Origin of the sequence: Spiroplasma endosymbiont of Tipula paludosa, from assembly GCF_964264785.1 — a bacterium.
GTDB lineage: Bacteria > Bacillota_I > Bacilli_A > Mycoplasmatales > Nriv7 > Nriv7.
This window is the reverse complement of the sequence record NZ_OZ183484.1, coordinates 421,022-435,333: the sequence shown is the minus strand read 5'-3', so window position 1 is coordinate 435,333 and position 14,312 is coordinate 421,022. Positions and strand designations below refer to the sequence as shown.

The 14,312-nt window shown below is 26.4% G+C and carries 14 protein-coding genes and 1 other annotated feature; of the genes, 7 read left to right on the top strand and 7 right to left on the bottom strand.

What is annotated here, in order from left to right:
- Window positions 1-70 precede the first annotated feature (70 nt).
- Both ACFEL5_RS02535 and ACFEL5_RS02530 read right to left on the bottom strand, forming a co-directional pair.
- Window positions 71-1,213, bottom strand: a complete 1,143-nt coding sequence (locus ACFEL5_RS02535) for a DEAD/DEAH box helicase (RefSeq protein ID WP_375315617.1) — start codon at window positions 1,211-1,213, stop codon at window positions 71-73.
- 524 nt (window positions 1,214-1,737) lie between these two features.
- Window positions 1,738-1,932 (bottom strand): hypothetical protein, encoded by a 195-nt coding sequence (locus ACFEL5_RS02530; protein ID WP_375315616.1) that lies wholly within the window; start codon window positions 1,930-1,932, stop codon window positions 1,738-1,740.
- A gap of 480 nt (window positions 1,933-2,412) precedes the next feature.
- Between ACFEL5_RS02530 and ACFEL5_RS02525 the strand changes: the two genes are divergently transcribed.
- The 3 genes from ACFEL5_RS02525 (at window position 2,413) to ACFEL5_RS02515 (ending at window position 5,318) form a co-directional block, all read left to right on the top strand.
- A complete protein-coding gene (locus ACFEL5_RS02525) occupies window positions 2,413-3,471 on the top strand; it encodes a hypothetical protein (RefSeq protein ID WP_375315615.1) in 1,059 nt (352 codons plus the stop codon).
- Window positions 3,472-3,663: 192 nt separating this feature from the next.
- On the top strand, window positions 3,664-5,028 hold the full coding sequence (locus tag ACFEL5_RS02520) for an MFS transporter (protein ID WP_342189908.1): 1,365 nt from the start codon (window positions 3,664-3,666) through the stop codon (window positions 5,026-5,028).
- Between the two features lie 41 nt (window positions 5,029-5,069).
- The gene (locus tag ACFEL5_RS02515) at window positions 5,070-5,318 is read left to right on the top strand and encodes a hypothetical protein (RefSeq protein WP_375315614.1); all 249 of its coding nucleotides are present in this window, start codon (window positions 5,070-5,072) and stop codon (window positions 5,316-5,318) included.
- A gap of 27 nt (window positions 5,319-5,345) precedes the next feature.
- On the opposite strand, the gene ACFEL5_RS02510 is transcribed toward ACFEL5_RS02515, so the two are convergent.
- Entirely contained in the window at window positions 5,346-6,290 is a 945-nt protein-coding gene (locus ACFEL5_RS02510; RefSeq protein WP_375315093.1) for an IS30 family transposase, read from the bottom strand.
- A 654-nt stretch (window positions 6,291-6,944) separates the two neighbouring features.
- Window positions 6,945-7,017 (top strand) — a sequence feature (ribosomal protein L21 leader region).
- Between the two features lie 10 nt (window positions 7,018-7,027).
- Here ACFEL5_RS02510 and rplU point away from each other — a divergent pair.
- From rplU to ACFEL5_RS02490, 4 genes are all read left to right on the top strand, one after another.
- A complete protein-coding gene (gene rplU / locus ACFEL5_RS02505) occupies window positions 7,028-7,438 on the top strand; it encodes a 50S ribosomal protein L21 (protein WP_375315613.1) in 411 nt (136 codons plus the stop codon).
- Window positions 7,404-7,709: a ribosomal-processing cysteine protease Prp gene (locus ACFEL5_RS02500; protein ID WP_338968835.1), complete on the top strand. Its 306-nt coding sequence runs from the start codon at window positions 7,404-7,406 to the stop codon at window positions 7,707-7,709. The genes rplU and ACFEL5_RS02500 overlap by 35 nt, the downstream gene beginning before the upstream one ends.
- Before the next feature lie 8 nt (window positions 7,710-7,717).
- The gene (gene rpmA / locus ACFEL5_RS02495; protein WP_338968963.1) at window positions 7,718-7,999 is read left to right on the top strand and encodes a 50S ribosomal protein L27; all 282 of its coding nucleotides are present in this window, start codon (window positions 7,718-7,720) and stop codon (window positions 7,997-7,999) included.
- A 208-nt stretch (window positions 8,000-8,207) separates the two neighbouring features.
- Window positions 8,208-9,647, top strand: coding sequence for a YfcC family protein (locus ACFEL5_RS02490; RefSeq protein WP_338968833.1), 1,440 nt, complete (start codon window positions 8,208-8,210; stop codon window positions 9,645-9,647).
- A gap of 63 nt (window positions 9,648-9,710) precedes the next feature.
- Here ACFEL5_RS02490 and ACFEL5_RS02485 read toward each other — a convergent pair whose 3' ends face one another.
- From ACFEL5_RS02485 to metK, 4 genes are all read right to left on the bottom strand, one after another.
- The gene (locus tag ACFEL5_RS02485; protein ID WP_338966716.1) at window positions 9,711-10,655 is read right to left on the bottom strand and encodes an IS30 family transposase; all 945 of its coding nucleotides are present in this window, start codon (window positions 10,653-10,655) and stop codon (window positions 9,711-9,713) included.
- Window positions 10,656-10,735: 80 nt separating this feature from the next.
- Window positions 10,736-11,092 carry a helix-turn-helix domain-containing protein gene (locus ACFEL5_RS02480; RefSeq protein ID WP_342277956.1) on the bottom strand — a complete coding sequence of 119 codons (357 nt, stop codon included), beginning with the start codon at window positions 11,090-11,092 and terminating at the stop codon, window positions 10,736-10,738.
- A 90-nt stretch (window positions 11,093-11,182) separates the two neighbouring features.
- Window positions 11,183-12,073: an IS30 family transposase gene (locus ACFEL5_RS02475; RefSeq protein WP_375315579.1), complete on the bottom strand. Its 891-nt coding sequence runs from the start codon at window positions 12,071-12,073 to the stop codon at window positions 11,183-11,185.
- Window positions 12,074-12,797: 724 nt separating this feature from the next.
- Window positions 12,798-13,961, bottom strand: coding sequence for a methionine adenosyltransferase (gene metK, locus ACFEL5_RS02470; RefSeq protein WP_375315612.1), 1,164 nt, complete (start codon window positions 13,959-13,961; stop codon window positions 12,798-12,800).
- Window positions 13,962-14,312 lie beyond the last annotated feature (351 nt).

Sequence of the window (14,312 nt, the reverse complement as noted above, 5' to 3'; positions counted from 1 at the left end):
TAGTTTATTGAATAGTAAAAAACATCATTAGTTAAAATGATGTTCTTCTGTAATATCCTTAAATTCAGTATTAAGTATTGTAAGGATTAATCTTAATGTTTAAAGTTTGTTCTAATCTTTTAATATCAATTAATTCTTTTTTATTATTTACTAATGTAATTGCAATTCCGGTTTCACCAGCGCGTCCTGTTCTTCCAATACGATGCACATAACTTTCTTGTTCACGAGGTAAATCATAATTAAAAATATAATCAATCCCATCAACATCAATTCCCCGTGCTGCTACATCAGTAGCAATTAGCACTTGAACTTTATTAGTTCTAAAAGCATTCATTGCTTTATTTCTTTCACTTTGTCGCTTATCACCATTAATAACAGCTGACTTAATGCCATTTTCTCATAATATTTTAGAAATTCTTTCAGTATATGCTTTGGTATTAGAAAAAACAATACTTAAATTTGGTTGAATTTTCAAAAATAAATCCACTAACGCGCGATCTTTACTTGTATTTCTTGTATTAATAAAATATTGCTTAATATTATTTAATTCCGCAGCATTTCTTTTAATACTTATTTGAACCGGACTATTTTGATAGTTATTAGCAACTTCTAAAACAGCACTATTCATTGTTGCTGAAAACAATAATGTTTGATACTTTGATGTAATGCTAGTAAATATTTTATCAATATCTTGTTTGAATCCCATTTTTAACATTTCATCAGCTTCATCTAAAACTACAGTTTGAATATCATTCAATCTTAAAGTTCTGCGTTGAATATGATCAACAATTCTTCCTGGTGTCCCAACAACAATATTACTATTTTTTAAACTATAAATTTGTTCTCGTAAATCCGAACCACCAAATAATGCTATCGCATTAACTCCTTCTAAATAAAAAGCATATTTTCTTACTTGATCTAAAACTTGTAATGCTAACTCTCTTGTTGGACAAACAATCATTGCTTGTACTCTTCGTAGTTTTGGATTTAAATTATTTAAGATTGGTAATACGAAAGCAGCAGTTTTTCCTGTTCCTGTATGACTTTTTCCAATAATGTCCTTATTTTCTAATGCTAACGGAATTGTTTTCTTTTGAATTTCAGTAGGGTTAACATAACCCGCCTTTAAAATTGCACGCTTTAAGTTATTATTTAAATTTAAGTCATCAAAACTTATATTATCTTCCTTTAAATTTAATTCATTAAAACTCATATTTTTTCCTCCTTGAATATAGTTGCATAAATAAATGGTGTTATGACATTTTTTATTGTCAATTCATCACATATCAGCACCTATAAAGCAAGGGAATTGTAATGTACAGTATTTTATTTAACAACTTAATTATTATAAACTATTTTATCTAATACTACAACTAATATTATACATTAGGTCGCGTTTAGTTTTCTTAGGTATTGCTTTGAAGAAGTAAAACAATCAGCTAATTATATTATTTAATTACTAAACTAACCCTGCCTTTCTTGTTATTGTCATTTTTATTCATGATTATTCTACCATATTATTGAATTTTTACACAAGACTTGGTACATAACCTTTAATTTTATCTACTATTTTGATAATTATTTTTTAGATGAAATACAAATGTTAGATAAATACAAAGATAAAAATGAATTTTATAGTTTAGTCGGCATAAAATGTTATAGTTATGTACCAAGTCTACACTAAAAATTATAATATTATTAAATTTTCACTAATATATATTAATTTTATATTTTTACTTACTTAAATCTATTATATTTATTTGTTACAGCATTACCTTTATAATTAATTCAACTATCATCATTTTTATTATATTTATTTCATAATGAATTTTTATATATTTCTTTTCTGATTTCTATTTCTGAATTAATATTTTGGGCGCATAAAGTTTTGTTAGGTGGGTAAAGATTTGAATAATTTTGAAAGAAAAGCAACTAAAAATTTATTACCTTTTTACTTGAAAAATAATTAATAAAACAAAATATTTAATATTAACAAACATATTCTTAATAAAAGGTTATAAAAACTAAGTAAAATGCTTATAAAAACAACATTAAAATAATTTTTTACAACAAAAATCATACATAAGAAATATATACTTAATTTGCATATTGAAATAATTTATAGTAAATGACTATTTTTTCTTTTTTAAAAAATACCTAAGAAAACTAAACGCGACCTCATTCTAATATTTTATTGGTGGGAATAATAAAATATGCTATTATTTATATAGTAGACTTGGTACATAACCTTTAATTTTATCTACTATTTTGATAATTATTTTTTAGATGAAATACAAATGTTAGATAAATACAAAGATAAAAATGAATTTTATAGTTTAGTCGGCATAAAATGTTATAGTTATGTACCAAGTCTAGTTTAAAAAAATATTAATATTTTTTATAGGAGGAATGATGGTGAGTCGCAAGGTTAAAAAGTTATCACCAAAAATTCAGTTATCACAAGAGCGCTTATCTAAGTTTTTAGGTAAACAATATGTATTGTTAACGATTTTTTGAATGATTTTTACAGCGATGTTAATTTATGTACTAATTTTATTTATTCAAGAAAGAGGGATGGTAAATAATACACCAGAAATTAGTAAACTTTTAAATCAACTTAAAGAGGCAACGCTTACAAATGTTGAGAAACAAGAAATTTATAAGCAATTAATTAAGTTAACTGTTTATCCAATTATTGATTTTTCATTAATGAAATTTGATTTTTTTGGGACAAAAACTGATGTTGTTGATTGAGAAGCGGCTTGGAATGACCGAATCAAAAATATTAATCTTGCTTATTCTTATGTTTTTATTAGTGCGACGATTGCTCTTATTGCTTTATTTTTTTATATATTAATTAATATTAAAAATCTTCGTAGAAGACTTTTTGAAAAAAAATATCAATTATCAACGGTATATCCCAATAACTACTTTATTTTTAATACTAAAATTTATTTAGATTTTATTACTAGTTTAACAATTGTTTTTTGCTTTTTTAACTTTATTACGACAATAATTGCTATTATTTATGGTATTTTTAATGTTGTGATTTCTACTTTAAATCGCTGAATTTTTAAGGTTGATAGTCCTGCTTTTTTACCACGAAAATGATGGCGCGGTGGTAATTTTGGTTTTTTTGTAATGGTATTAGTTATTCAAAACTCATATACAATTGCTAAATCATATTTTGCAACTCAATTTGATGTTGATATTGATATTATTGTTTCCATAATTATTCCTATTGGAACCATAACTGTGATTGTGGCAATATTTATTCGTAATATGATGGCTGCTAAAGTTACAGCTGTTAAAACAGCTGTTAAAACGATTATGGTAAGAGTAATGGCATTTAAAATTTATGTTCATTCACAAGATGATAAAGTTTTTAGTGATTATAGTTTTATGCGTGATATGCCAATAATAATTAAAGAAAGATTTTTGAGCAAGCAATTAATAATAAACAGGGATTAGAATTATTAGGTATTATTGATGAAACTGTTGAATTTTTTCGTCTTAACATTAAAAAGCCTGATGAGTTAAATTATATGTTATTTCATCTTTTTAATGATGTTCATGAAATCGCAGAAATTGAGGAGATGAGACATAATATTCTAAAAGTAAAATCTAAGAAATAAAAAATAATGAAAATGGAAAGAGATAATAATGAAAAATATATTTAAACCACCGGCTGCTAAAGAGCCGTTTAGTAGTGATTTAAAAACTGTTAATAAAAAGTTTAATTTTTTAAGAAATCAAGTATTTATTGTATCAATTTTAGGTTATATGATGTATTACTTTACTCGAAAATCAGTTGATATAACTGGTAGTCATTTAATGGAAACTGGAGGGTTAAGTACATATAATTATGCATTAATGGGAATGTTTTTTTCAATTACTTATGGATGTAGTAAGTTTATTATTGGTGGTTTTGCTGATCGTAGTTCAGGAAGAATTGTGATGACGATGGGATTACTAGTTTCAGCCATCTTAAATATTGCTTTAGGTGGTGTTATTCAAATTGGTAATGGTCAAATTACGGTTGCTCCATTAGTGGTAATGATTATTATTTTAACAGCATTAGGAATATTTCAAGGTATGGGCTGACCAGCTACTGCGAGAATGATGGCACATTGATTTACTGATAAAGAACGATCACCACGACTTGCGATTTGAAATTCCGGACAAGGATTAGGAGCCGCTTTTGCTCCACTAATTATTATTCCTTTAATTGAATTAATTGACCCAGGTGGTACAATTTATGGGTTATATTACTGAGTACCTAGTATTATTGCTTTAATTTTTTTACCTTTGGTTTTTTGAGGTTTGCGAGACCGACCTGAGGCCGAAGGATTACCAACTGTTGAAAAATGAAAAGGAATAACTGAACATGCTAAAGAAAAAACAGAATTAAAAATCAAAGAAATTTTTGTTAAATATATTTTAAAAAATAAATATGTTTGAATTTTAGCATTTGCAAATATTTGAGTTTATGTTTTACGACAAGGAATGTCTTCGTGAGCAATAAAAATTGCCGATGAAATGCATGGTATTAAGTTAAAAGATAGTAAATGATTGTGGTCATTTTTTGAATGGTCAGGAATTGCTGGTGGAATATTTGCAGCCTATGGTGCTAGATATTTATTTCAAAATCGGAAAGCACCATTAATGATTTTTGGATTAATTATTGGTATCGGTGGTCTAGTTATCTTTCAAAATGCTCCTAGAGGTAATATCGCCGTATTAATTACTGCTATAATTGTTGCTGGTTTTGGTGTCTATATGCCACAGGCAATGATTGGAGCAACAGCAATTGAATTAACGAATAAAAAAGCCGCGGCCACAGCTTCAGGACTTACAGGATTATTTGGATATTTTGGAGATGCTGTGATGTCAAAACCAGTTGTTGCGGGAATTGCTGGTAATGGTAATTGAGACAATGTCTTTTATTATTTCTATGCTTGTGCGATTATTGCGATTATTGCTCTTGCGTTCTTATGAACTAAAAATCAAGATAACAAAGTTATTTAATAAATTTTTGTGTAATAAAATTGTATGAACGAGGGATATAAATGATTAGAAAAGCAAAGAAAAATGAGAGTTTAGAAAATTTACAGCAAATTGCAACATTAATTTATAATGTATTTGCTAGTAAAGATACCTTGTTATTTTTACCACAAAATAAAGTTAGCGATATTCTTTTCTTTCAAGAACAATATTTATTAGATAATCATTATTACAGTTATGAAAACTATCTTGTAAAAGAAGAAAACAATAATATAATTGCGAGGTCGCGTTTAGTTTTCTTAGGTATTTTTTAAAAAGCCAAATTGTAAAGTTAAGTGCAACTAAATTATTTTTCTAACCAAATATTCGATTGGCGAAAGATAATTTAGTATTTTTCTTGGTCTTTGGTTTAAAGACAATATAAATTTATGAACTGCATTTTTAGTAGTGTTTGAAAAATTAAATTTTTTAGGAAATTTTTCTCTAATTAAACCATTAGTATTTTCATTAGTACCTCTTTGTCAAGGTGAATATGCATCAGCAAAATAAATTTTCACATTTAAATTTTTTTCAAGTTGTTGTCAATTAGCAAATTCTTTACCCCTATCAAATGTTATAGTCTTAACAAGATTATTTGGAAGAATTGATAAATAATGACTAATATTTTTGTTAATAACTTTAGTAGTTCTATTTTCAACTAATATTGCTAAAGTAAATCTTGATGTTCTTTCAACTAAAGTTATTAAACATGATTTACTTTTACCTCGTGATGATACTACAGTATCACCTTCTCAATGGCCAAGAGTTATGCGATTATTAACATTTCGTTCTTTAATGGATTTACCATTAAATTTACCCCGATTTTCTTGAGATTTTCGTTTCTTACCTTGTCTTCTTAAATTTTTACTAGTAACCTTTTCAAGTAATCCAGAATAAATTCAATTGTAAATTGTTTTAAAACTAATAATTCATTCTTGATGAAAATTTTTAATTCTGCCATAAATTTGTTCAGGCGATCAACCTAATAATAATTTTTGTTGTACATATTTTACTAATTCTCTATTTTTAAATTTATGAAAATAAACATGTAATTGTTTTCTATTTTCTGCTTTATTTTGTGCAATTAATGAAAAATAATGATTATTATCTTTATTTCTATTAACTTCTCGATTAATAGTACTAATACTTCGATTAAGATTTTTAGCTATTTCACTAATTTTTACTTTAAATTTCAATTGATTCTCAATATAAATTCTTTCATCTATGCCAAGATGTTTGTATCCCATATAAAAACTCCTTAAATTTACTTTTTCTAAAATAAACTTAGCATCATGAAATTTTTATATGAAATCTTTTGCAATTTTATTTACTTGCACTTACAAGTATAATTCAGCGTTTGAAATGAGTGGTTTAATCACAAAAGGTATGGTCTTGTTAAAGAATTTTTAAATCAAAATAATGTAAAATATTTTTTAGATGAAATACCTTTAGCAGATTTAGGCCTTGTCATAAGTAATAATGAAGATTAGGGCATAAAAAAATTTACATGGGCGCATAAAGTTTTGTTAGGTGGGTAAAGATTTGAATAATTTTGAAAGAAAAGCAACTAAAAATTTATTACCTTTTTACTTGAAAAATAATTAATAAAACAAAATATTTAATATTAACAAACATATTCTTAATAAAAGGTTATAAAAACTAAGTAAAATGCTTATAAAAACAACATTAAAATAATTTTTTACAACAAAAATCATACATAAGAAATATATACTTAATTTGCATATTGAAATAATTTATAGTAAATGACTATTTTTTCTTTTTTAAAAAATACCTAAGAAAACTAAACGCGACCAATTTACATATTTTGCTACCGAAAATATTTATTTTAGGTTATAATTATTAATGTTGTAAGTATTGCAATATTAATTTGTGATAACTTTAAACGGTTTCAACCGCACGAAATAGGTTATAAGTAGTTTAATCTCACCTAAATTGGCGAGTCTAAGCTGGAGGGTATGTATATATGTCTGCTATTATTTTAACTGGTGGCAAGCAACTAAGTGTTGAAAAGGAACAAGTAATTTGAATTGAAAAAATCGTTGGTGATGCTGGCGATGTTGTTGAGTTTGATAAGGTTTTAATGATTGATGGTAACATTGGTCGACCGCTTGTACCAAATGCTAAGGTTGTTGGTCAAATAATTAAACAAGGTAAAGAAAAAAAGATTGTGGTTTTTACTTATAAACCGAAAAAAAATAGTAAAACTAAGTATGGTCATCGTCAACCATATACACAAGTAAAAATTATTGATATTTTATTAGATGGAGCAAAAAAGGTTTCTAAAGTTGTTGAAACTAAGTCAAAAGCGGTGCCGACAGCAGAAATTAGTGATAGTAATAATGGTTCGGGTTCAGATTCAAAGACAGCAAAATAATTATTATCAAGTAATTGTTAGTGGTCATTCTGGTTTTAAAGCAAAGGGTCAAGATATTGTTTGTAGTGCGATTAGTGCTGTTGTTTTTGGAACTTTAAATGCATTAGATCGGCAGTGTCAAGATAGTATTAGTATTTCGGTTAAGGATGATATTATTATTAAGGTTTTAGAAGTGGAAGCTGTTAATCAAATTGTGTTGAATACAATGGTTTATCAGTTACAAACTATTGCTGAGCAATATCCACAAAATATAGAAATTAAGGAGATATAATTATTATGATGAGATTTAAGTTAGATATTCAATTCTTTGCTTCTAAAAAAGGTGTTGGTTCTAGTCGTAATGGTCGTGAATCACATTCTAAACGATTAGGTACTAAGTTAAGTGATGGACAATTAGCGAAGACGGGGATGATTATTTATCGTCAACGGGGAACTAAGATTCATCCTGGAAATAGTGTTGGTCGTGGTGGCGATGATACTTTGTTTTCTTTAATTAACGGTGTTGTTAAATATGAACGCTATGGTAAAAAGAGAACGAAAGTTTCAGTTTATAAAAAATAGTCTTTTTCTTTGTTAAATTAAATATTATGAGAAGCAACAAGTTAATTCTTGTTGTTTTTTTGTGCTAAAATATATGCAAATATGTGAAATTAGAAAGGGATACAAATTATGAAGGATAGTAAATATCAATTTAGCTTTGAACTGGGAAAATTCTTAGAAATTAATATTATTAGATGAGTTTTGTTAGTGGCAATGGTTGATTAGCGATATGAAAAAGTGATTTAAATTTAAAATGCCAACGGCATTTACCATTTTATTTTTAATTATTATTATTTTAGTTTTTTTATCTTGAATTCCGGCGGTTGCTAAAACGCCAGCAGGAATTATTGATATTTTTTGAGTTCCGATGGAAAGTTTTACTAATAAAGGTCGGGCATCAATTATTATCTTTGTATTAATTTTAGGGGCTTTTGTTAATGTGATGATGAAAACTCAAGCTTTAGATGCTTTGATTGGCAAGTTAATTTCTAATTTAAAAAATAAGGAGTTGTGGTTAATTCCTATTTTAATGATTTTCTTTTCCGTTTCAGGAACAACATATGGGATGGCAGAAGAGACATTAGGATTTTATGCTTTAATTTTACCAATTATTTTAGCTGCGGGATTTGATGCTTTTACGGGATTATTAATTATTTTGTTAGGAGCTGGGATTGGTGTTTTAGGTTCAATTATTAATCCATTTTTAATTGGTACTGCTGTTCAGGCTGCAATAGATGGTGGAATTGTTGGTAAGTTAGCAGTAACTACAGGAATAGTTTGAAGAGTTATAATTTGAATTGTGATGACAACGGTGGCGATTGGTTTTGTAATGCTTTATGCTTATCGTGTTAAAAAAGATAACCGTAATTCAGTTGTTTTTTCAATGCATAGTGAACATCAAAAAATTTTTAAAAAATCAATTTTAGAAGTGCCATTAACAAAGCGAAGAATTGTTTCATTAATCCTGTTTGCTTTAGCATTTGTAGTAATGATTTTTTATTTAATTGCTTGAAGTGAATTTGGTATTAGTATTTTTAAAGAATTTGGGAAAACAATTAATACTGAAGTGCCATATATAACCAAATTTATTCCGGGAGTTGGTGTAGGTGGTTTATTAGAAGTTTCTTCGTTCTTTTTAATTGCGACAATTATTATTGGTTTTGTTAATTGAAAATCAGAACAAATGTTAGTTAATGATATTTTACAAGGAAGCTCTGCTATTTTATCTGTTTGTTTAGTAATTGCATTAGCTGGTGGAATTACAGTAATTTTACAACGCACAGGAATGCAAGAAATTATGATTGCGGGAATTAAAAATAGTATTGTTAATTTACCACAATGAGCTATTCCTTTAATTTTATATTTTTTATTTGTTCCCTTATCATTTTTAATTCCTTCTGCTAGTGGTTTTGCAACAGCAGTTTTTAGTATTATTGCTCCTGCATTAGGTGTCGGTTTAACATCAGGAGCAATTACTAGTTTTAGTTTAGCATCAGGAATTGTTAATTTAGTAACCCCAACTTCTGGTGTTGTTATGGGAGCTATTGCTCTCTCACATATTTCATATGGTTCATTATTAAAAGGACTTTGACCTTTGTTAATAGTTATTATGGTATTATCAATAGTATTTTTAGTAATTGGTTCATTAATTGGACAACCAACATTTTAATGCCAGAAAGTTGGGTATATTAAAACTTAAAAGAATATTGCCAAATTGTAAAGTTAAGTGCAACTAAATTATTTTTCTAACCAAATATTCGATTGGCGAAAGATAATTTAGTATTTTTCTTGGTCTTTGGTTTAAAGACAATATAAATTTATGAACTGCATTTTTAGTAGTGTTTGAAAAATTAAATTTTTTAGGAAATTTTTCTCTAATTAAACCATTAGTATTTTCATTAGTACCTCTTTGTCAAGGTGAATATGCATCAGCAAAATAAATTTTCACATTTAAATTTTTTTCAAGTTGTTGTCAATTAGCAAATTCTTTACCCCTATCAAATGTTATAGTCTTAACAAGATTATTTGGAAGAATTGATAAATAATGACTAATATTTTTGTTAATAACTTTAGTAGTTCTATTTTCAACTAATATTGCTAAAGTAAATCTTGATGTTCTTTCAACTAAAGTTATTAAACATGATTTACTTTTACCTCGTGATGATACTACAGTATCACCTTCTCAATGGCCAAGAGTTATGCGATTATTAACATTTCGTTCTTTAATGGATTTACCATTAAATTTACCCCGATTTTCTTGAGATTTTCGTTTCTTACCTTTTCTTCTTAAATTTTTACTAGTAACCTTTTCAAGTAATCCAGAATAAATTCAATTGTAAATTGTTTTAAAACTAATAATTCATTCTTGATGAAAATTTTTAATTCTGCCATAAATTTGTTCAGGCGATCAACCTAATAATAATTTTTGTTGTACATATTTTACTAATTCTCTATTTTTAAATTTATGAAAATAAACATGTAATTGTTTTCTATTTTCTGCTTTATTTTGTGCAATTAATGAAAAATAATGATTATTATCTTTATTTCTATTAACTTCTCGATTAATAGTACTAATACTTCGATTAAGATTTTTAGCTATTTCACTAATTTTTACTTTAAATTTCAATTGATTCTCAATATAAATTCTTTCATCTATGCCAAGATGTTTGTATCCCATATAAAAACTCCTTAAATTTACTTTTTCTAAAATAAACTTAGCATCATGAAATTTTTATATGAAATCTTTTGCAATTTTATTTACTTGCACTTACAAGTATAATTCAGCAAACTAATAATTCATTCTTGATGAAAATTTTTAATTCTGCCATAAATTTGTTCAGGCGATCAACCTAATAATAATTTTTGTTGTACATATTTTACTAATTCTCTATTTTTAAATTTATGAAAATAAACATGTAATTGTTTTCTATTTTCTGCTTTATTTTGTGCAATTAATGAAAAATAATGATTATTATCTTTATTTCTATTAACTTCTCGATTAATAGTACTAATACTTCGATTAAGATTTTTAGCTATTTCACTAATTTTTACTTTAAATTTCAATTGATTCTCAATATAAATTCTTTCATCTATGCCAAGATGTTTGTATCCCATATAAAAACTCCTTAAATTTACTTTTTCTAAAATAAACTTAGCATCATGAAATTTTTATATGAAATCTTTTGCAATTTTATTTACTTGCACTTACAAGTATAATTCAGCAGACAATATAAATTTATGAACTGCATTTTTAGTAGTGTTTGAAAAATTAAATTTTTTAGGAAATTTTTCTCTAATTAAACCATTAGTATTTTCATTAGTACCTCTTTGTCAAGGTGAATATGCATCAGCAAAATAAATTTTCACATTTAAATTTTTTTCAAGTTGTTGTCAATTAGCAAATTCTTTACCCCTATCAAATGTTATAGTCTTAACAAGATTATTTGGAAGAATTGATAAATAATGACTAATATTTTTGTTAATAACTTTAGTAGTTCTATTTTCAACTAATATTGCTAAAGTAAATCTTGATGTTCTTTCAACTAAAGTTATTAAACATGATTTACTTTTACCTCGTGATGATACTACAGTATCACCTTCTCAATGGCCAAGAGTTATGCGATTATTAACATTTCGTTCTTTAATGGATTTACCATTAAATTTACCCCGATTTTCTTGAGATTTTCGTTTCTTACCTTTTCTTCTTAAATTTTTACTAGTAACCTTTTCAAGTAATCCAGAATAAATTCAATTGTAAATTGTTTTAAAACTAATAATTCATTCTTGATGAAAATTTTTAATTCTGCCATAAATTTGTTCAGGCGATCAACCTAATAATAATTTTTGTTGTACATATTTTACTAATTCTCTATTTTTAAATTTATGAAAATAAACATGTAATTGTTTTCTATTTTCTGCTTTATTTTGTGCAATTAATGAAAAATAATGATTATTATCTTTATTTCTATTAACTTCTCGATTAATAGTACTAATACTTCGATTAAGATTTTTAGCTATTTCACTAATTTTTACTTTAAATTTCAATTGATTCTCAATATAAATTCTTTCATCTATGCCAAGATGTTTGTATCCCATATAAAAACTCCTTAAATTTACTTTTTCTAAAATAAACTTAGCATCATGAAATTTTTATATGAAATCTTTTGCAATTTTATTTACTTGCACTTACAAGTATAATTCAGCAAAAGATATTTCTTAGTATTTAAGAAAATGTTTTCAATGTTTTTCATAGTAAGTTACCTTTCTTATAGATAAACTAAGTTATATTAACTAAGTTAGTTAACTTAGTTTTTTAAACACTTATATATCGCAGATTTAAGTGTTTAACAAGCTTTGTTATTAAATTTTGTTTTTTAATTAGATAAAGATTTTAATAATTTTAAACTTAGCATACCCCTATATAGAAATTTCTACACTTTAATATCCGCATCCTACCCTTGGAACTAATTTAATAGCGTGTATATTTTTAGGAAATCCACCCATTCATTTTTTTATTGCAAAATGAAACAAATTGCTATAGCTAATAGGGTGTTATCTATCAACTGGTAAACTTCTTTCGGTTATGGCGACCACCCACAATTTATCGTGCTTTAATACATACCAACATTATTAATTCACTTGTATTTAATTTTCAAAGAACAAAATTTTAACACCTCATAAAATAAAAAGACAATCACTGCTGACTGTCTTAATACTTATTCAAATATTTTCCTACCTAACAAAACTTTATGCGTCCAATAAAAAAATATTAGAAAATAATTTAAATTTCAAAAATGAGAATAACTAGTTATTCTCATTTTTACTTATCTTTAACATAATCTTTTAATTGTTCTAAATAATCCAATTTTTCTCAACTAAAATTATCATCTTTACCAAAATGACCATAAACGGCAGTTTTTTGATAAATCGGTTGCATTAACTGCAAACAATCAATCATTCCTTGCATCGAAAAATCAAAAACAGCACTAATAGCACCACTAATTATATTAAGAGCAATCTTTTCAGTATTAAATGTTTCAACATAAATAGCAATCGGATCTTTCATACCAATAGCATATGCCAATTGAATTTCACATTTATCAGCCCAATTTAAAGCAACAATATGTTTAGCGACTTTTCTTGCCATATAAGCAGCGGCCCGATCAACCTTAGTAGCATCTTTACCAGAAAAGGCACCACCACCACTACGAGCATATCCACCATAAGTATCCACAATAATTTTTCTTCCTGTTAATCCCGTATCGCCATAAGGTCCACCAACAACAAATCTTCCTGTCGGATTAATCAAAAATTTAAAATCAAAATTTAAATTATATTTCTTAGCAATAACTAACATAATTTTTTGATGAATATATGTTTTAAATTCACTTTCATTATAATCAGGATGATGTTGAATTGACATTAAAATCGTATCAATTTTAGGTTGTAACCAATCAGTATAATCAATCGTTACTTGTGATTTCATATCAGGACGAGCATCTTTAAATTGTTGATTTTTTCTTAAAGAAGAAGCCAAATGTACTAAATCATGGGCAATTTGAATGGCTAACGGCATATAAGTTTTAGTTTCATTAGTAGCATAACCAAAAATAATTCCTTGATCACCTGCTGCTAATTGATGATTATGTTCCACACCACGAATAATATCTTGTGACTGACTATGAATTAATACTTGAATATGACAAGTATTACCATTAATACCAATTTTTTCATCAATATAACCAATATCACAAATAACTTTTCTAGCAATCGCTTCATAATTTACAATTGCTAATGATTTAATTTCGCCACCAATAATAACCATATTAGTAGTAATAAACACTTCACAAGCTAGTCTTGTTCGCGGGTCTTGTTTTAAACAAGCATCCAAAATAGCATCAGCTATTTGATCACAAATCTTATCAGGATGTCCCTCACTAACAGATTCACTAGTAAATAATATTTTTCTCATGCTTTCCTCCATTAATATTTATTTAAATAATATAAAACCTTCTTTAACTAAAAAGAAGGTTTTATATTTTAGATATAATCCTTCCCTTATTGTTGGTATTTACCCTGCTAGAAGCACCTTCTTTTAAAAATAAAAGGGTTGCTACTGGTTAAAACTAGCATATCCAGTTCAGAATAAGTGAATGAAAATTTTAAATTGTTCCTAAAAATATTAACATTAATCACTTAAAAATGCAAATCACTTAAAAATAATGGGCGCATAAAGTTTTGTTAGGTGGGTAAAGATTTGAATAATTTTGAAAGAAAAGCAACTAAAAATTTATTACCTTTTTACTTGAAAAATAATTAATAAAACAAAATATTT